The following is a 17975-nucleotide window of genomic DNA, read 5'->3' as shown; positions in this document are numbered from 1 at the left end:
GATTTTGCCGTCTTCTCAGGGCAATCCATCGTCCCTAAAGTTCAGGCATTGAAAGCAAGGAGTTCCAGTGAAGACACGCCTAAAGCAACTCGTCGGCAGTCTCGTGATCGCGCAGGCCTGCGTTGCCGGCGCAGCCGAACCTGTCGACGGGCAGCAGATCGTTCGCGCAGGCACCACGCCCTCTGTGGTCGGCCCCGAGGCGACGTTTACGGGCCGCGTCAGGGTCGAACAACTCTGGCCCGCTAACCCACAGATCACGGCGAGCGGGGCCTATGTCACGTTCGAGCCGGGCGCACGCTCTGCGTGGCATACCCACCCGGCAGGGCAGCGGCTCGTGGTCGTTTCGGGCGTCGGGCGGACGCAGGAGTGGGGCAAGCCTGTTCAGGAGCTGCGCGCCGGCGACGTCGTGTGGTGCCCACCCGGCGTGAAGCACTGGCATGGCGCCTCGCCGGTGGCCATGACGCACCTCGCGGTGAGTGGAACCCTTGATGGAAAGAATGTGGAATGGATGGAGAAGGTCAGCGATGCGCAATACACATCACGCTGAGCGCCGCATCGCCGTCGGCATCGCATTGGCTGTCGCCGCCGCGTGCAGCTACGCCACCTCCACTCCGCCGAACGCCGCGATGCAAGCGCAAGTCCCATCGGAAACGCTTTCGATCCGGCAGCAAGCCATCATTCCGATTGCTGCCTGGGGCGCCGCTGGGGACATGAGCCGGCTTGCTGCCGCGCTGAACCAGGGTCTGGACGCCGGATTGACCGTGAACGAAGCGAAGGAAGTGCTGGTCCGGCTCTATGCGTACGCAGGCTTCCCGCGCAGCTTGAATGCCCTGAGCGAGCTGATGAAAGTGCTCGATTCACGCAAGCAACGAGGTGTGCAGGACGTGGCCGGGCCGGCCCCGACGCGCGCCATCCCGTCCGGTGATGCCCTGTTGGCGGCAGGCACCGCCAACCAGACGCGGCTGATCGGCGCGCCGGCCCGAGGTGCGATCTACGACTTCGCACCGGTGATCGACCAGTACCTCAAGGCCCACCTTTTCGGCGCCATCTTTGAACGGGACAACCTGGATTGGCAAGGCCGCGAAGTGGCTACCTTGGGCATGCTCTCGGCACTGCAAGGTGCCGAGTCACAGCTGCAGGCGCACATGGGCTTCAGCATGAACGTGGGGCTCACGGCTGGACAACTGGGCCAGTTGTCACAGCTGCTCTCCGACAAGGTCGATAAAGAAATGGGCCGCAGGGCGCAGGCCGCGCTCACACGCCAACTCGCGAGCCGGCCGTCGAGGTAGGGTGAGAACACAGGGGAAACGTATGTTTGATCATGAACCCAGCCGGTATGCCGGCAAGGTCGCGTTTGTTACTGGCGGCTCGAGCGGCATCGGCCGTGCAACTGCGCTCGCGTTTGCCCGACAGGGAGCCAGTGTCGTCATTGCCGATATATCAGAAGACGGTGCGCGCGAAACCGAGCGGCTGATCGAGGCGGCTGGCGGCAAGGCCCTTGCGGTGCGCTGCGACGTGAGCCGGAGCGGCGACGTCAAGGCCGCGCTGGACGCATTGATCAAAGCCTATGGCCGGCTCGATTTCGCATTCAACAACGCGGGTGTCGAGCAGGAGCTGACCCCGACGTCCGAGATCGACGACGCTGATTGGGAGCGGCTCATCGGCATCAATCTTCGCGGCGTGTTCCTGTGCATGAAGTATGAGATACCGCTGATGCTCAATGTGGGCGGCGGTGTGATCGTCAACACCTCCTCCGGCGCCGGTGTCGCCGACGTCCGGGGCCAGGCAGCCTATTGCGCCTCCAAGCACGGCGTCATCGGCATGACCAAGGCAACGGCGCTCGACTACGCGGACAAGAACGTCCGCGTGAACGCCGTCTGTCCCGGCATCATCGAGACGCCGATGATGGATCGGTTCTCGGGGGGCGCGCCCGAGGGGCGGGAGAGAGTGATCGCGCAGGAGCCGATCGGCCGCATGGGCAAGCCGGAAGAGATTGCCTCGGCAGTTATGTGGCTTTGCTCGGAAGGCGCGGGCTTCATGGTGGGCCACGCGCTGGTAGTCGATGGCGGTCAGACCATCGGCATTTAGGAAGCGGGCTCCTCCGATATGAGTTAACGGCTCGGCGCCGGTGCAATTGGCCGCCGCGCCGATCGACCTGCCAGAAGGGAAGAACGGCTTCACGTTCCGTCTCCCGCAAGGCATCTCGCTGATGGCCGAGAGCACGGTCGAGTACTTGACGAAGACGGGCATCAAGAGCTTCGCCTTCGCGGGTTACTCGGATTCCTATGGCCAAAGCTCGCTGCAGGAGATGCCCGATTCGCGACCTCCGCTGGCCTCAAGCTCACGGCGGCCGAACGCTTCGCGCGCGATGACACCAGCGCGACCGGACGGGCGCTGCAAGCGTTGGAAACGGACAAAACCGTCGTGCCGCAAGGCGTGTTGCGGTACTCCGGCAAGGACCGCTACGGCTACGACGGAAGAGCCCGCTTCGCCTTGACTGCGAAGGATGGCAACTGGCGCGGAGCGCCATGATCACGCCAGAACCGGTTGGTAGTTCAACTAGTTGACATACCAACCACCCGGCACTATCTTTGTCCCCTGACGTTGCAGCCATGCCTTGCAGCGCAACACAGGAGACATCCATGAATCGTATTGCCCGCCGCTGGTGTGCTGTCGCATCCACCTTTGTTGTTTCGGCCTCCTTTGCGCTCGGCGCCCAGGCGCAGGCCATCAAGGTGGGCATCGTCGGACCGTTCTCCGGCCCCTTCGCGCACTACGGCACGCTCTTCAAGAACGGTGTCGAGTCGTACGTGGCGTCGCAGGGCGGCAAGATCGCCGGCAAGGACATAGAGTTCATCTACCGCGACACTGGCGGCCCGAACCCCACACTGACCAAGACGCTGGTGCAGGAGCTGATCGTCAAGGACAAGGTCGACTATCTCGGCGGCTTCGTCTTCACGCCGAATGCGTTCGCGGTCGCGCCCCTGATCCAGCAGTCGCAGACCCCCACGGTCATCTTCAATGCCGCCACCTCGGCGATCACCGACAAGTCGGAGTTCTTCATTCGCACCAGCTACACGCTGTGGCAGGTCACGGTGCCGATGGCGCAATGGGCGGCGAAGAGCAACCTCAAGAAGGTGGTCACCGCGGTGACCGACTACGGTCCCGGCATCGACGCCGAGACCGCGTTCAAGAGCGAGTTTGCGAAGCAGGGCGGTACCGTGGTCGAGAGCATTCGCATGCCGATTTCGACGACCGATTTCTCGCCCTTCGTGCAACGCATCAAGGCCAGCGGCGCACAGGCGGTCTACACCTTCCTGCCCGGCGGCCCGCCCAACCTGGGCTTCGTCAAGGCCTACAACGAGAACGGCCTCGCGAAGTCCGGCATCCGGTTCCTCGGCACCGCCGAGACCGATGAGTTCGACCTGCAGAAATTCGGTGACACCGCGATCGGCCTGACGACCGCGTTCCACTACTCTGCCGCACATGAATCTCCCGCCAACAAGAAGTTCATCGAGGCGCTGAAGAAGCGCGACTCGAACGCCGTGGCGAACTACGCGTCGGTCGGTGCGTGGGACGGCATGTACGTGATCCACAAGATGATTGAAGCCACCGGTGGCCAACGCGATGGGCTGAAGGCGCTCGTGGCCGCACGGTCCCTGCAGTGGGAGAGTCCCCGCGGTCCGGTGCGCATCGACGCGAAGACGCGCCACATCGTGCAGAACGTCTACCTGCGCACGGTCGAGAAGGTCGGCGGAGCGCTCGTCAACAAGGAAGTGCAGAACTTCGGCCCGCAGATCGATTACGGGCTGGACAAGTAAGACGCCGCGGACGTCACAGGCGCCGTCATGCAGACGCTGCTCAACATCGGCATCGACGGTGTGGCCTACGGGATGGTGCTCTTCATCATCGCCGTCGGCATGTCGATCACGCTCGGGCTGATGCGCTTTGTCAACCTGAGCCACGGCGCGTTCGCGATGATCGGCGGCTACGGCGCCGCGCTGCTGACGCGTGAAGCCCAGTGGAGCTTCTGGCTCGCGCTGCCGGTGGCTGTTTTAGGTACGGCGCTGCTCGGCGCGTTGCTCGAAGCGCTGGTGCTTCGGCACCTTTACAAGCGCAGCGAGCTCGAGCAGGTGCTCTTCACCATCGGGCTCGCGTTTTTCCTGATCGCCGCGACCAATGCGTTGGCCGGCCCTCAGGTGCAGATCATCACGCTGCCGCCACTGCTCACGCAGTCGGTGGACCTGGGCTTCCGCACGCTACCGGCGCAACGCCTGCTGGTGATCGCGGCCGGCCTGCTGGTGACTGCCGGCGCGGTGTGGACCATGGCGCGTACGCGCTTCGGCATCTGGTTGCGCTCGGCCGTCGATCATTCGGATACGGCGTCCACGCTCGGCATCCCGATCCGCACCGTGCAGTGTGCGAGCTTCGCCGTGGGCGCAGCGCTGGCGGGCTTGGGCGGCGTGCTCGGGGCGGAATTGATGCCGCTGGAGCCGTACTACGCGCTGAAGTATCTGGTCCTGGTGCTGGTTGTTGTCGCGGTTGGTGGCATGGGCAGCGTGATGGGCTCGCTGGTGGCCGCCGTGTCGCTCGGCACCGTGGAGACGGCGAGCAAGTATCTGGCGTCGGAGTGGGGCAGCCTGTTCCTTTTCGTCGCCATGGCGCTGATGCTCGCATGGCGACCACACGGATTGTTGAAGCGATGACGCCACGTCCCTCCGAATCAGCTGCTCCGCTCTGCGTTCCTGCGTGGCGGGCACCGTTGATCGTGCTCGCGGTCGGGTTGGTCGCATGCTGGGCCTTGCCGGATCAGCTGGGCCTGCTGTCGCGCCTGGCTATCACGGCGCTGCTCGTGCTTTCGCTCGATCTGGTGGTGGGAATCGCCGGCCTCGCGACCCTGGGTCAGGCTGCGTTGTTCGGCGTCGGGGCCTACGCCGCGGGCATCTTCGCGCTGCGGCTGCATCCCGATCCTTTGCTGGGTCTGGCAGTCGGCATGGGTGCGGGCGCGCTGCTCGCGTTCGTGTCGGGTGCGTTCCTGCTGCGCTACAGCGGCTTCACATTCCTGATGCTCACGGTGGCCGTGGCGCAGATCGTGTTGAGCCTGGCCCAGAAGGCGCGTGACTGGACCGGCGGCGACGACGGCCTGTCGGGATTCACGGTAGGGCCGCTGCTGGGCCGCTTCGCATTCGACTTGGAAGGCCGCACGGCGGCGCTTTATGCGATCGTCGTGCTCGCGGTGGGCCTGTATCTGGCGCGCCGCGTGGTCGACTCGCCGTTCGGCCTGGCGGTGCGCGGCATCCACGAGAACCGCGCACGCATGGCGGCCCTGGGAACGCCGGTGTTCGCGCGGCTGTTGGCGATGTACACGGTGGCGGGTACCTTGGCGGGCGCCGCGGGCGCGTTGTCGGCGCAGACGAACGCGATCGTCGGCATGGACAGCCTGTCGTTCGCCTTGTCGGCCGAGCTGCTGGTAATGCTGATTCTCGGCGGCGCGGGCCGTCTGACGGGCGCGCTGATCGGCGCCCTGGTGTTCACCTTGCTGCACCACACGGCCGCATCGATGAACCCGTACCACTGGCTGTTCGTTGTCGGCGCCGCCTTGATGGTGGTGGTGCTGCTGCCGCCGCAAAAGGCCTGGAGCTGGTTGCGCGCCCGCATGGGAGCGGCGCCATGACCGCGGTGCTGGAGACCCGTGCGCTCGACAAGCGCTTCGGCGGCCTGCACGTGACACGCGGCGTCTCGCTGCAACTGAACGCGGGCGACCGTCTCGCGCTGATCGGGCCGAACGGTGCTGGCAAGACGACCTTCGTCAACCTCGTCAGCGGCGTGCTGGCGCCGAGCTCGGGCCAGGTGCTGCTGAACGGCGAGGATGTCACGGATCGCACCCAGGCGCAGCGCGTGCGTGCAGGCTTGGCCCGCACGTTCCAGATCACGACATTGGCACCTCATCTGCCAGTGCAACGGCAGATCGAGCTTGCGCTGTTCGAACGCGAAAGACTGACCGGCCGCGCCTGGCGATCCATCGACGCCTACCCGCTGCTGGCCGCCGAGGCGCGCGCACTGCTCGGGGATTTCGGTCTCGCCGCGCATGCCGGGCTTGCCACCGAGCTTCTCGCCTACGGCGAACAGCGCCTCGTGGAGATGGCGCTGGCGATTGCGCTGCGCCCGCGCGTTTTGTTGCTGGACGAGCCGATGGCCGGCGTTCCGCAAGGCGAGGGCACGCGCCTTCTCGCGGCGCTCGCCGCCTTGCCGGCCGAGCTCGCCGTCTTGATCATTGAGCACGACATGGACCTCGTCTTCCGCTTCGCCCGCCGGATCGTCGTGTTGGCCGAGGGCGCGGTGTTGGCCGACGGCACGCCCGATCAGATTCGTCGCGACCCGATGGTCCGCGCTGCCTACCTGGGTGCCTGATGAACACGCCGCTGCTCGAACTCCATGACGTTGTCGCGGGCTACGGCCCGATGACCGTGCTCAACGGCTTGACCTTCAGCGTAGCTCCACAGGAGCGCCTGGCGATCATCGGCCGCAACGGCGTCGGCAAGACCACCGCGCTGAGGGCGGTCATGGGCCTGGCACGACTCACGTCGGGCCGCATCGTCTTCGACGGCGAAGACATCGGCCACCTCGCACCGCACCAGCGCGCGCAGCGCGGCCTGGGGCTGGTGCCGCAGACGCGCGACATCTTTCCGTCGCTGAGCGTCGAAGAGAACCTCGTGGCAGGCCTGAAGCAGCGCCCGCGGCGCGCACTCGACGAGGCGTACGCGCTTTTTCCGCGGCTGGCAGAGCGCCGGCGGAACGGCGGCGCCCAGCTGTCCGGCGGCGAACAGCAGATGCTGTCGGTGGCGCGCACGCTGCTCGGCGAGCCGCGCGTGCTGCTGTTGGATGAACCGCTGGAAGGATTGGCGCCGCTGATCCGCCAGGAGTTGCTGAACGCGTTCGCGAACCTGAGCCGGAGTTCGTCCGGGATCACGGTCGTGATCGTCGAGCAGCAGGTACAGGAGGCGCTCGGCTATGCGAACCGTGCGCTGGTGCTGGAGCGCGGCGCAGTCGCGCATGCCGCGTTGGCCGAAGAACTGCGAGGCGATGTCCACACGCTCGAGCGGCTCGTGGGCATGGCCGTGCATTGAGAGGAGACTGTGATGAACGACAACCTGAACATCCCCGAGCTGGACATCGACCCGTATTCCGAAGAGAACCTCCTCGATCCCTACCCGATGCACGAGCGCATGCGCGAAGCCGGGCCGGTCGTGCGGCTCACGCCGTATGGCGACCTGCTGGCCTGCGCCCGCCACGCCGAGACGCACGCCGTTTTCAACGACCACGTGCGCTTCATCTCGAGCGCCGGGGTCGGACTGACGAACTTCAACCTCGAAGCGCCGTTCCGGCCGAAGAGCCTGATCCTGGAAGTCGACCCGCCGCTGCACACGCAGAACCGCGCGGTGCTGTCCCGCATCCTGAGCCCCAAGGTGGTGATGCAGATTCGTGCCGCCTTCACCGCCGAAGCGGAAGCGCTGGTCGACCGCTGCCTCGAGAAGTCGGTCGCGCATGACCAGATCGACGGCATCGAGGATCTGGCCCAGCCGTATCCGCTCAAGGTCTTTCCCGACGCGGTGGGGCTGGGCGACGACGGCCGCGAGAACCTGTTGATCTACGGCGACATGATCTTCAACTCGATGGGCCCACGCAACGAACTGCTGGCGAAGAGCACGGCCCGTGTCGGCGAGGTCACGCAGTGGATCATGGTGCATTGCCAGCGCGACCAGCTCAGGCCGGGTGGCTTCGGCGACCAGATCTATCAGGCCGCGGACGCCGGCGAGATCGATCCTCAGCATGCGCCGCTGCTGGTGCGCTCGTTCCTGTCGGCGGGGGTGGACACCACGATCAACGGGATCGGCAACGCGCTCTACAGCTTGGCCCATCACCCCGACCAGTACGCGATGCTGCATGCCGATCATTCGCTGGCGCGTCCGGCTTTCGAGGAAGCACTGCGCTGGGAATCCACCGTGCAGACCTTTTTCCGCACAGCCGCGGGCGACTGCGAGATCGCCGGGCTGCCCGTGCGCGACAACACCAAGGTGCTGTGCATGCTCGCGTCCGCCAACCGCGACCCGCGGAAGTGGGCCGAGCCGACCCGCTTCGACATTCAGCGGCGCCCGAGCGGGCACATGGCGCTGGGGTCGGGCATCCACGGGTGCGTGGGGCAGGCCGTGGCGCGGCTGGAAGGGGAAGTGGTCCTCACCGCCTTGGCCAAGCGCGTCAAGCGCATCGAGGTCGCCGGCGTTCACACCCGTCGCCTGAACAACACGCTGCGCGCGCTGGACACGCTGCCGCTGCGGCTGATCCCGGTTTGATTCATCGCTTTCAGGAGGCACACGTGCCCGACATCACTTTCATCCATTTCGACGGCACCGAGCAGGGGCTGGAGGCGCCCGAGGGCGTCAGCGTCATGCAGGCGGCCACCGGCGCGGGCGTGGCCGGCATCGTGGCCGAATGCGGCGGCTCGGCCATGTGCGCGACTTGCCACGTGATCGTCGACGAGGCCTGGGCCGACCAGCTGCCGCCGCCGCTGGCCAACGAACTAGAGATGCTGGAATGCACGGCCACGGAGCGCCAGCCGACCAGCCGCCTGTCGTGCCAGATCAAGCTGACCGCAGCGATGCAAGGCCTGGTCGTGCGCATTCCGGAACGGCAGCAGTAGCGCCATGGAACAGCTCGAGGCCTCGGATAGAGTCGCATCGCCTCAACGCGCGACCACCATGCCCTCTACCCGCACATCACGTTCCAAACCTGCCGAGACGACGCCCCAGGTCGTGGATTTGGAGCACTACGTTCCGGCGTTCCTCACCTGGATCGCCAACAAGCTGTCGCGGGGCGCCTCTCAGCACTACCTGAGCGTGGCGGATGTGGGCATCGAGACGTGGCGCTGCCTGGTGCTGCTGGCGATCGAGGGATCGATCTCCGCGCAGCAGGTGTCCAAGGTAGTCGGCATGGACAAAGCTTCGGTGAGCCGTTGTTTCAAGAGCATGCAGGCGAAGGGTCTGATCACGCTCGGCCTCGATGCGGCCGATGGCAGGGTGCGCATCGCCACGTTGACCAAGCAAGGCCGGAAACTGCACGACCAGATCCTCGGCATCGCGTTGGAACGCGAACGTGCGCTGCTATCGGTGCTGAATGCCGAGGAGCGCGACACATTGATCTCACTTCTTTCCAGATTGCACGAGAACCTGCCCGAGGTCGACGCCGCGACCGAACGTTATATCGCGGCGCGCTTCCCGAAAGCCGCTTCCGGGAGTCGCGCCCGCAGCGGTGGAGACGATCATGAATGAGGCCGACACCACACAGGGCAACATCGTCATCGTCGGTGGTGGCCATGCCGCCGCGCAACTCTGCGCCGGCCTGGTGACGGCAGGGCTTGGTACGCGCGTCCACTTGGTGTGCGAGGAGGCGGAGCTGCCGTACCAACGACCGCCCTTGTCGAAGGCTTATCTCAAGAGCCCCGAGGAGGCGCTGCAGGCCCACCGCCCGGAAGCCTGGTACGTTGATTCCGGCATCGAAGTGCACCGTGCCGACCCCGCTGTGCACATTGACCGTGAGCAGCGCAGCGTGCGCCTGCGTTCCGGCACCCAACTGACCTATTCCTCGCTGGTGCTTGCCACCGGCACACGTGCGCGTCGGCTCGCTCACCTGCCCGACGGTCTGACCAACGTTGCCGTGCTGCGCACCGCGGCCGATGCGCAGCGCCTGCGCCCACTGATCGGCTCGGCCCAGCACCTGACGGTACTGGGCGGAGGTTTCATCGGCCTGGAGATCGCGGCCACCGCGCGCGTCGCCGGCAAGTCGGTCACGGTGCTGGAAGCGGCTCCGCGGCTGCTGATGCGTTCGGTCTCGCCCGAACTGGCCGAGCATGTCTTGCAGACGCATCGTGCCAACGGTATCGACCTGCGGCTCGGCGTCGCGGCGGGCGGCTTCGAGATCGAAGGTGACCGGCTCGCAGCGCTGACCGTCGACGGGCAACGTGAACCTGTCGACCTGATGGTGCTTGGCATAGGCGCCGTTCCCGAGCACACGCTCGCGAGCGAGGCCGGCCTCGTGTGCGACAACGGCATCAAGGTCGATCACGGGATGCGGACGTCGGACCCACTCGTCCTGGCCATCGGCGACTGCGCCAGTTTCGACGAGCACACGAGCGGCCGCCATCTGCGGCTCGAGTCGGTGCAGAACGCCAACGACCAGGCGCGTACGGCGTTGGCGACCTTGCTCGGCCGCGACGAGCCCTATCGTGCCTTGCCGTGGTTCTGGTCGGAACAAGGCGGGCTCCGTCTGCAGATGGCCGGGTTGATGCCGCACGATGGCGTTCGACACATCCGCCCGGGCGCAGCGCCTGCGAGCTTTTCCGTCCTGCACTACGTGGCAGACCGATTGGTCTGCGTCGAAAGTGTCAACGCCCCGATGGATCACATGGCAGCACGCAAGCTGCTGGAATCTGGGAAGAGTCCGCTGCCCGCAGCGGCATGCGACTCTAGCGTGCCATTGAGTCGCATGTTTGAGGATGCGCGCCAACGGAGTTGACGGTGCGCCCTTGCCGTTCCTCGGAGGGCCGCTTTTCGGCGTCGAATCCGGGATCGGAATGTCCGCGTTGGGTCGATCTGAGCCCGTCGCGGTGTGAGGAAGCAGCCGTTCGCGGCGCAAGTCCAGCGGTTTGCAGCACCGAAGTCAGCTGTGCATGAATAGCTGACACTCGAGCCGCAACCGGCTCCCAGAGGCGAGAGTCAGCTTGGTGCCGCTTACCGGAAGCTTGTGCGCCTCCGGCGACCGGCAGCAACCGCTGCCAAGCTGTCTCGGCAGTCAGATCCCTAGGGTCGAACAATCGTCGTTCTCTCACGGCCTTCTGGTGCCGTTGTCAGCAGGTAGCCCGACAGCATTCGTCGTGTTTCAATGGCTTGGGTGGCCTGCCATCGAGGCGCGGCAAGGTCGGTCTCGAAGATGCGCGACAGTGTGTATGCGTGCGACTTTCCGTAGTACGCCATGCTGACCATGGCGACGTAAAGGTTCAGCGGATCGATGCCGGCACGAAGGTCCCCGGCCATCTCGCCGCGCTGCAGCAGGCGCTCGATCAAGCCGATGACGGGTGACGACATCGTCGGGATGCGCGTCGACTTGCGCAGGTGCTGCGCCCGGTTGAGGTTTTCGAAGGCGAGCAGGCAGCGCAGCTCCGGGTGCTGTGCGAAGTGGCCGTCGATGAAGTCGAAGAGGCGCAGCAGGCCTTCGAGCGGCGCCACGTCTTCGTAGTCGAGCTGCAACTCTTCGCGCCGCAATCGGGCCAGCACTTCTTCGAGCACCGCGACGTACAGCGCGTCCTTGCCGCCGAAGTAGTGATAGAGCATGCGCACGTGGCTCCGAACAGCGCTCCGTTGCCGTGGGCAATGTCGGCAAAGATTTCCTGCATCAGCTTCTTGTTGGCCTCGGACGACATGTGTGGTCCCCCCGTCGCACGTTGAACCTCGGATGTCAGTGCCGAACCATCGCGTACGCGATGATTCGGCAACGTCGCACTACTTCGAGTTGAAAGCCGTCGTCGGGTCGAGCATTGCCGCCACAGGCGTGATGCGATTCGCCGGGAAGCCGGACTTCTGCGCGTGCTCGCGGATCAGCGATTCGCTGGTCGCGTTGTAGACGCAGTAGATCTTGTCGCCGGCGACATAGCTTTGCACCCATTGGATGTCAGTGCCCATCGACTTGAGCACGGCATTCGACTTGCGCGACGCATCGCGCAGCTGCTCGGCTGACATCTGCGAAGCGCCCGGGATCTCGCGCTCGATGACGAAGCGCTGCTGGGCCATGACGGGCGCAGCGGCAGCGAACACGGAGGCAACGGAGATGAGGAGGGTGTAGATCGGTTTCATGTGGGTGATGTGGTAGTTGGGCGGCGGCCTCGAAGGGGGACTTCAAGGACGATAGAAGTACGGGTCGAGGACGCTCACCTCCGTGATGCGTGTGACCGGCAGGCCGTTGCGTTCGGCAACCTTGCGGATGGCTTCGGGGCTGGGGCCGTCGTAGACGCAGAAAGTGCCGGTGCGGTCCGGGTTCACGTACGAGTGAATCCAGGTCACGCCGTGTTCGGCATTGTTGGCGACCACGCCGGCGACGGCCTTCTTGCCTTCGTCGGTGAGCGGAATCGACAGGCCTTGCGGGAAGTGGCGTTCGATCATGTAGCGGTTCATGGAAGTGGTCCTTGGAAGTGGCGGCAGCAACAGCGCTGCCGTGGACCGAACTGTGCCGACGCGCTGCGATGCGAGCGACGGTAGCGCTGCCTATCTTGCGATGTCTGCTTGCCCATATTTCGCCCCTGCGGGCAGCCAGCCGTCGCGCTCGGCACGGCGCACGGCCTCGAGCCGGTTGGCTGCTTCGAGCTTGGCCAGCACTGCAGCTACATGGTGGTCGACGGTGCGTACCGAGCGGTGCAGGCGGCCGGCGATGTCGGCATTGCGCAAGCCTTCGCTCATCAGCACGAGGATGCGCATCTCGGTGCTCGTGAGCCCATACGGGTGGCTGAGCGTGCTGGCCCGCGCCCCTCGCGCCACACCCCGGATGCCGGCTTCGCGCAAGCGGCGGCGCAGTGCCTCAGCGGCGGGGTGCGCACCCAGGCGCTCGAAGACGATGAGCGCTTCCTGCTGGGCTGCTGCATCGCCTTCGGCGAGGGCGCGCGCGCGCTCGAATGGGCAGCCGAGCCGCTGCCATGCGTCGCCTGCTTCGCGCCAGCGACCGGCGATTTCCAGTGCGTAGGGTTCGGCGCAATGCTCGGGCACCGTGCGCAGGGTGCCGGCGCGCCAGCACCACGCGGCGAGCTCGCCGATGAACCACGGGTGGCGGCGCTGCTGCGCGAGCGGGAACGCGGTGCGCGCTTCGGCATCGCAGGCCGCGAGGTCGCCACGCAGCCAGGCGGCCTCGGCGCGCGCGGCACGCACGGGCGCCAGGCGCTGCAAGGTGTCGCTGCTGCCGGCCAGCGTCAGGGCTTCGTCGAGCGTGGCGCGCGCGCCCGGATCGCCGCGCAGGCCGCGCAGCCGACCGAGTGCCACCAGCGCCATGAGCCGGCTGATCGTGGCCGCGCCGGTGCGGGCGACGACGTGGCTGGCGCGGTCGCCTGCCATGTCCCAGCGCCCGACGCGCAGTTCGCACAGCGCCAGCCAGGCGAGTGCGTAGTGCAGGTTACCGTCCATCTCGTGGTCGGTCGTGAAGTTGATGGCTTCGTTCAGCCAGCGCTCGGCGCCGGCGAGGTGCCAGAGCTCGCCGGAGCCCGATCCGAGGTTGATCAGAACGCTGGCCGCCACCCCGTGCTGCCTCTCGGCGAGTGCCGGCGCCAGAACGGCCAGTGCATCGGCACAGCCCGCGTCGTAGTCGACGAACATGGTTGCCACCGCCGCAGTCACGCGTGACATCAGCTCGCGACCGCGCTGGCCGAAGCGCTGCGCCAACTCGATCGCCTTGCCGCACCAAGCCAGGCTCAGTTCATGCTCGCGGTTGAGCATTCGCAACGAGGCCTCGACGCCATAGGCCGTCGCCAGCTCCGGCCCCGGCGGCACGGCCTCGAGCAGTTCGATGGCGCGCTGGCTGGCGGCGTCGGCCTGCGCGTTTTGCGTCATGTGGACATACAGCAGTGCGGTGTGGCTGAGGTTGAGCGCACGCCGCCGCACGTCGTCGGAGCGTTCGAGCCGCGCCTCGATCTGCCGGCGGGCTTCGTGAGCCGAGTCGAAGCGGTCGAGCAGGTGGCACTCTTGCGCGTAGGATTCCAGCCAGTCGAGCCGGAGCGCCTCGTCGCCGTCTATCGATGGACAGCGAAGCGCCGCCTCCCAGTGGTGCACTGCCTCTCGGTGCGATTCGCGCGACTTGGCTTCTTCGGCGGCGACCGGAGCGAAGCGCCGCACCGCTTCCGTGTCGTCGGCCATGCCGGCGTGGTGCGCCAGGCGCGCCATCGCCACTGGCCGTCCACTGCTCACCAGTGCCTGCAGCAGCTGCCGGTGCAGCGCCTGCGACACGGGCGCCTGCAGCGACGATTCGATTGCCGCTCGCGCCAGCTCGTGGCGATAGTGCAGGAACGATCCCTCGCCCTGCAACAGGCCAGAGCTCAGACACGCCTCGAGCTCGCTTGCCGCCGGCGACAGCACCGCATCGAGCAGCCAGTGCTCGATGCGGGCCGGAACGAGCGCCGCCACCCGAAGGATCGCCTGGGCCGCGCCGGACAGCCGCGCGTAGCGCGCGAGCACCAGGTCCTGCACGCTGCGGGGTACGGCGGCACCCGCATCGCGCAGCACCTCGGTGACGAAGAACGGGTTGCCGCGGGTGGCGGCAAACAGGCCCTCGACCGGACGCCCCGCCTGCCGCGCAAGCGCCTCGACCGCGGACTCGGACAGTCGCGCCAGATCGATGCGTGTCACCGCAGCAGCCGGCAACTCGCCCAGCAACCGACGCAACGGGTGCGCGGCGGTGACCTCGTCGTCGCGGAAGCTGATTGCCAGCACCGCGCGCGTGCCGGCAATACGCCGGCCGAGGAATTTCAGCAAGTCCAGCGTCGCGTCGTCGGCCCAGTGGGCGTCTTCGATGACGACGAGCAGGGGCGATGGGGCACCGCGAAGATCGTCGATCACCGCATCGAAGAGCGCTGGCCGCGGGCCGGACAGCAGAGCGGCAAACCGGGGTTGCGCTTCGCGCGCGATGTCGAGCAGCGGGGCCAGCGGGTGAGGCGTGGCAAGCGCGTCGCAGCGGCCCCACCAGACCAGGTCGTGCGACGCGGCGCCCGCCTGCAGCAAGGTCGACTTGCCGATGCCCGCTTCGCCGGTCACCAGCACCACACCGCCGCGGGTGCGCGCTTCCTGCAGCCGCTCCTTCAGCACCGCGAGTGCCGTTGCACGTTCCAACAAGTCAGCCATAGATGACAGTCGCTCCGGCGATCGTGTGGCCCCGGCCGGTCCGCGCGGACCCGCCCGGCAAGGCGATCTCGTGAGTCTAGCGAGCCGTCGCGAGGCGCGGCGCCGAGCTCGGCACGGTGGAGTCGAGATGGGACATGAGGTGCGCCGCCAGTTCGCGCACATCGTCCTCGGCGCCGTGGATGAAGCTGGACTTGCGCCGCCTGAGAAACGGCATCCCGAGCACGTACAGCCCCGGTGCAACAACGCCGCGATCGTGCTGCAACGCGCCGTCGCGGCCGAAGACCGGCAGACGCAACCAGCTGTGGTCCGGGCGGAAGCCGGTGGCCCAGACGATGGTGCGAACGTCCGGGCCGAGGGCCAGGCCGAGTCGCGGCGACGCGACGGTGTCGGTGGGCGCATAGCGTTCCGGCGGCCCGGGAACGTGGCCGGACCGGTTGCGCAGCGACCACTCGTCGAGCGCATCGAGCAGCCGGTTCATCTTCAGATCGGCCAGCGCGCAGACATTGCGCAACGAGCCCGAGAACTGCGCGCGCCTGTCGCGGATGCCCGCCAAGCGGCCGACCGCGTCGACGCCGATGCGGCGCAGCACGTTCAGGTCCAGCGTCGCGCACTCGGGCGTGCCCACCAGTTGAGGAGACGACACCCTTCGCGCCCGTTCGGGTTCATCGACGTCCTCGATGCGCTGGTCCAGCACACCTGCCGCGTGCATCCACCACTGGATGTCCAGGCCCCGGTAGACGCGCGGGAGCCGCACATGCTCGCCCACCGCCAGCGTCACGGGGTGGCCGCTGCGCTGGATCTCCTGCGCGAGCTGGACGCCAGTCGCCGAAGCGCCGACGATCAGCACGCCGCCGGGCGCGAGCTGCGCCGGATGACGGTAAGTGCGCGGCGTCAGCTGCTCGACCCCGGCCGGCACGAGCTCGCACAGGCGTGGCACGTTGGGTCGGCTGAAGGCGCCGCTGGCCAGGACGACGGCGCGACAGTGCCAGTCGCCCTGGTCGGTGCGCACGCGGTAAACGTCGCGCTCGGCGCGGACCTGTAGCACTGTCGTGTGCGGGTGCACTGGTGCGTCCGTCCTCCGCGCGTACTCCGCGATGAAGCCGGCTACTTCGGTCGTGCTCATATAGCCGTGGGGGTCGTCGCCCTGGTAGGCGCAGCCGGGCAGCCGCGTCATCCAGTTCGGTGTCAGCAGGCGCAGCGAATCCCAGTGGTGGGTGCGCCAGCTGTGCGCGACTTCGCCGCGTTCGAGCACGACGTGCTCGATGCCGCGCTGGCCCAGCACGCGGCTCATCGCGAGGCCGGCGTGGCCGGCCCCGATGACCAGCGCGTCGATCGTGCGCCGTCGCACAGGGTTCACCGCTTCTTCGCCGTGACCGACACGTCGGTCGGGTTGGTGACGATGTCGAACACCGCCGAGCGCTTCTGCGATTGCGCCACCAGCGCGTCGATCTCGGCCGCGCTGGCGTCCGCGTCGATGTCGAAGTGCACCTTGACACCGTCGAAGCCGTTGCGCACGTTCGCGTCGACACCGAGGATGCCGCGCAGGTCCATGTCGGCCTCCAGCGTGGCCTTCACCGAGCGAAGCTGAATGTTGCGGTTCTGTGCCACTGCGGCGACGCCCGCAGACAGGCAGCCGGCCAGGCCGACCAGCACCATCTCCACCGGCGTGGCGCCGTGGTCCTCGGAGGCGAAGACCTCCGGGTGGTCGGTGTCGAACTGGAACGACTGGCGATGCTTCTGTTCGCCGCCGAGGCCATGGAAGCCGTCGATGGTGGTGCGGGTGTGCGTGCCGCGTTGCCATTCGCTGACGGCGCGCCACTTGAATGCCGCCGCGGCGGGTGACGTGCTGAGGGCTTCGCGCGCGCCCAGCAGCGCCGCGACGTTGACGCCGTTGTCGGCGGTAGAGGCTTGAGAGGTCTGAGAGGTCATGCTGATTGCTCCATTTGGAGGGTGGAAGAAATGTCCGGACGAACCGCCGGACGGGAGAGATGCGCGGAGGGGATGGATGTCTCCAGAAAGCGCAGCAACCGCTGGTTGATCAGCGCTGCGTGCGTGATCGGCCCCAGGTGCCCGACGCCTGCGAGCAAGTCGTGGCTCGCGTCGGGCAGCAACCTGCGCAGGACGCCGGCGATACGCAGCGCCGCGGCGGTGCTGCGATCGCCCGCCATGCACAGCACCGGCATGGTCAAGCGTGTCAGTTCAGGCGGCGTGAGTGCTTCGCGGAACAGCGCGTCGAAGTGCTGCACCACGATGGGCATGCGCCCCGCGACAGACTGCTGTGCAGTGGGTGCCAGGCGCTTCCATGCCGTCGGTCCGGACCAATAGTCGACGAACTGTTCGGCGGCTGTCTCGACGCGGCCGCCGGCGACAAGCGCATGCAGTTGCGCCGCCAGGTCAAAGGCCTCGCGTGCGGCGCTGCCGAGCGGCTCATGCTCGGCGAGCAGACCGAACAGAACCGGCTCGAAGACCGCCAGGCTGCGCACCAGCGAAGGCTGCGCGACGGCAAGATGCAGCGCGACCGCGGCACCGTACGAATGGCCGATCACGTGTGCACTGCCGGCTCTTTCGAGCAGCGGCAGCACCAGCGAGGCCTCGGCCTGGACCGACAACGGCGCGTCACCACGCCACGGCGCCTGACGACCGTGGCCGTGAAGATCCACCGCGTGCACATCGAAAGCAGGTCGGAGGCACGCGGCCAGCGCATCCCACTGCCGGGACGACGCGGCGCTGGAGTGCAGCAGCACCACGGCAGGGCGGGCGGCCCTCATGCGTGGCCCCGCAAACGTTCGCCGCCGACGGGGGCCAGTGCGATCGATAGCAGTTCGCTGCGGTCGATGGCCAGATCCCGCAGCACGCGGTTGTCAAGCGAACGCAGCGCGAGATAGGTGGCCTGCGCCTCGCGCCGGAGACGCCATGCGTCGGCGAGTCGCCACACTTGGCGAGCGAGCCAGCGCAGCGTGCGCGCGGCCGAATGCAGCGCGGTCAAGACGACAGGTATGAAGAGCGGAATAAAGAGAGGGATCAGGGTGGGAGTCATGGTGCGTCCTTTCG

Annotated in this window: 20 protein-coding genes; 12 read left to right on the top strand and 8 right to left on the bottom strand. The window is 67.1% G+C overall.

Features of this window, described 5'->3' with window-relative positions; genetic code table 11:
- Window positions 1–67: 67 nt before the first annotated feature.
- From ASC76_RS06425 to ASC76_RS06370, 12 genes are all read left to right on the top strand, one after another.
- Window positions 68–547 (top strand): cupin domain-containing protein, encoded by a 480-nt coding sequence (locus ASC76_RS06425; protein WP_082548843.1) that lies wholly within the window; start codon window positions 68–70, stop codon window positions 545–547.
- A complete protein-coding gene (locus tag ASC76_RS06420; protein WP_157615363.1) occupies window positions 525–1289 on the top strand; it encodes a carboxymuconolactone decarboxylase family protein in 765 nt (254 codons plus the stop codon). The genes ASC76_RS06425 and ASC76_RS06420 overlap by 23 nt, the downstream gene beginning before the upstream one ends.
- A 22-nt stretch (window positions 1290–1311) precedes the next feature.
- Entirely contained in the window at window positions 1312–2088 is a 777-nt protein-coding gene (locus ASC76_RS06415; protein ID WP_056464095.1) for an SDR family oxidoreductase, read from the top strand.
- A gap of 554 nt (window positions 2089–2642) precedes the next feature.
- Window positions 2643–3821, top strand: a complete 1179-nt coding sequence (locus ASC76_RS06410; RefSeq protein WP_056464094.1) for an ABC transporter substrate-binding protein — start codon at window positions 2643–2645, stop codon at window positions 3819–3821.
- A gap of 27 nt (window positions 3822–3848) precedes the next feature.
- Complete coding sequence (locus tag ASC76_RS06405) at window positions 3849–4706, top strand: branched-chain amino acid ABC transporter permease (protein ID WP_056464092.1); 858 nt, start codon at window positions 3849–3851, stop codon at window positions 4704–4706.
- A gap of 62 nt (window positions 4707–4768) precedes the next feature.
- A complete protein-coding gene (locus ASC76_RS06400; protein WP_235580442.1) occupies window positions 4769–5674 on the top strand; it encodes a branched-chain amino acid ABC transporter permease in 906 nt (301 codons plus the stop codon).
- Window positions 5671–6411 carry an ABC transporter ATP-binding protein gene (locus ASC76_RS06395; protein ID WP_056464088.1) on the top strand — a complete coding sequence of 247 codons (741 nt, stop codon included), beginning with the start codon at window positions 5671–5673 and terminating at the stop codon, window positions 6409–6411. The genes ASC76_RS06400 and ASC76_RS06395 overlap by 4 nt, the downstream gene beginning before the upstream one ends.
- A complete protein-coding gene (locus ASC76_RS06390) occupies window positions 6411–7127 on the top strand; it encodes an ABC transporter ATP-binding protein (protein ID WP_056464087.1) in 717 nt (238 codons plus the stop codon). The genes ASC76_RS06395 and ASC76_RS06390 overlap by 1 nt, the downstream gene beginning before the upstream one ends.
- Before the next feature lie 12 nt (window positions 7128–7139).
- Entirely contained in the window at window positions 7140–8351 is a 1212-nt protein-coding gene (locus tag ASC76_RS06385; protein ID WP_056464085.1) for a cytochrome P450, read from the top strand.
- 23 nt (window positions 8352–8374) lie between these two features.
- On the top strand, window positions 8375–8698 hold the full coding sequence (locus tag ASC76_RS06380; RefSeq protein ID WP_056464082.1) for a 2Fe-2S iron-sulfur cluster-binding protein: 324 nt from the start codon (window positions 8375–8377) through the stop codon (window positions 8696–8698).
- A 4-nt stretch (window positions 8699–8702) separates the two neighbouring features.
- On the top strand, window positions 8703–9326 hold the full coding sequence (locus ASC76_RS06375) for a MarR family winged helix-turn-helix transcriptional regulator (protein ID WP_200947112.1): 624 nt from the start codon (window positions 8703–8705) through the stop codon (window positions 9324–9326).
- The gene (locus ASC76_RS06370; RefSeq protein WP_056466978.1) at window positions 9319–10569 is read left to right on the top strand and encodes an NAD(P)/FAD-dependent oxidoreductase; all 1251 of its coding nucleotides are present in this window, start codon (window positions 9319–9321) and stop codon (window positions 10567–10569) included. The genes ASC76_RS06375 and ASC76_RS06370 overlap by 8 nt, the downstream gene beginning before the upstream one ends.
- Before the next feature lie 284 nt (window positions 10570–10853).
- Here the strand turns inward: ASC76_RS06370 and ASC76_RS06365 are convergent, their stop codons facing one another.
- The 8 genes from ASC76_RS06365 to ASC76_RS06330 form a co-directional block, all read right to left on the bottom strand.
- Window positions 10854–11384 (bottom strand): TetR/AcrR family transcriptional regulator, encoded by a 531-nt coding sequence (locus ASC76_RS06365; protein ID WP_056464078.1) that lies wholly within the window; start codon window positions 11382–11384, stop codon window positions 10854–10856.
- 168 nt (window positions 11385–11552) lie between these two features.
- Entirely contained in the window at window positions 11553–11903 is a 351-nt protein-coding gene (locus ASC76_RS06360) for a DUF4242 domain-containing protein (protein WP_082548841.1), read from the bottom strand.
- Between the two features lie 42 nt (window positions 11904–11945).
- Window positions 11946–12221 (bottom strand): DUF4242 domain-containing protein, encoded by a 276-nt coding sequence (locus ASC76_RS06355; RefSeq protein ID WP_056464076.1) that lies wholly within the window; start codon window positions 12219–12221, stop codon window positions 11946–11948.
- A gap of 90 nt (window positions 12222–12311) precedes the next feature.
- A complete protein-coding gene (locus ASC76_RS06350; RefSeq protein ID WP_082548840.1) occupies window positions 12312–15086 on the bottom strand; it encodes an AAA family ATPase in 2775 nt (924 codons plus the stop codon).
- A complete protein-coding gene (locus tag ASC76_RS06345) occupies window positions 15001–16281 on the bottom strand; it encodes an NAD(P)-binding domain-containing protein (protein WP_200947111.1) in 1281 nt (426 codons plus the stop codon). The genes ASC76_RS06350 and ASC76_RS06345 overlap by 86 nt, the downstream gene beginning before the upstream one ends.
- Window positions 16278–16853 (bottom strand): OsmC family protein, encoded by a 576-nt coding sequence (locus ASC76_RS06340; protein ID WP_056464072.1) that lies wholly within the window; start codon window positions 16851–16853, stop codon window positions 16278–16280. Before ASC76_RS06340 ends, ASC76_RS06345 begins: the two co-directional genes overlap by 4 nt.
- The gene (locus tag ASC76_RS06335) at window positions 16850–17692 is read right to left on the bottom strand and encodes an alpha/beta fold hydrolase (protein WP_082548838.1); all 843 of its coding nucleotides are present in this window, start codon (window positions 17690–17692) and stop codon (window positions 16850–16852) included. Before ASC76_RS06335 ends, ASC76_RS06340 begins: the two co-directional genes overlap by 4 nt.
- Window positions 17689–17961 (bottom strand): DUF1127 domain-containing protein, encoded by a 273-nt coding sequence (locus ASC76_RS06330; protein WP_157615361.1) that lies wholly within the window; start codon window positions 17959–17961, stop codon window positions 17689–17691. The genes ASC76_RS06335 and ASC76_RS06330 overlap by 4 nt, the downstream gene beginning before the upstream one ends.
- Window positions 17962–17975 lie beyond the last annotated feature (14 nt).

The sequence above is a fragment of the Rhizobacter sp. Root404 genome (genome assembly GCF_001425865.1).
Taxonomy (GTDB): Bacteria; Pseudomonadota; Gammaproteobacteria; order Burkholderiales; family Burkholderiaceae_C; genus LMDS01.
The sequence above is the reverse complement of the archived record's forward strand: the minus strand, read 5'-3'. Positions and strand labels throughout refer to the sequence as shown.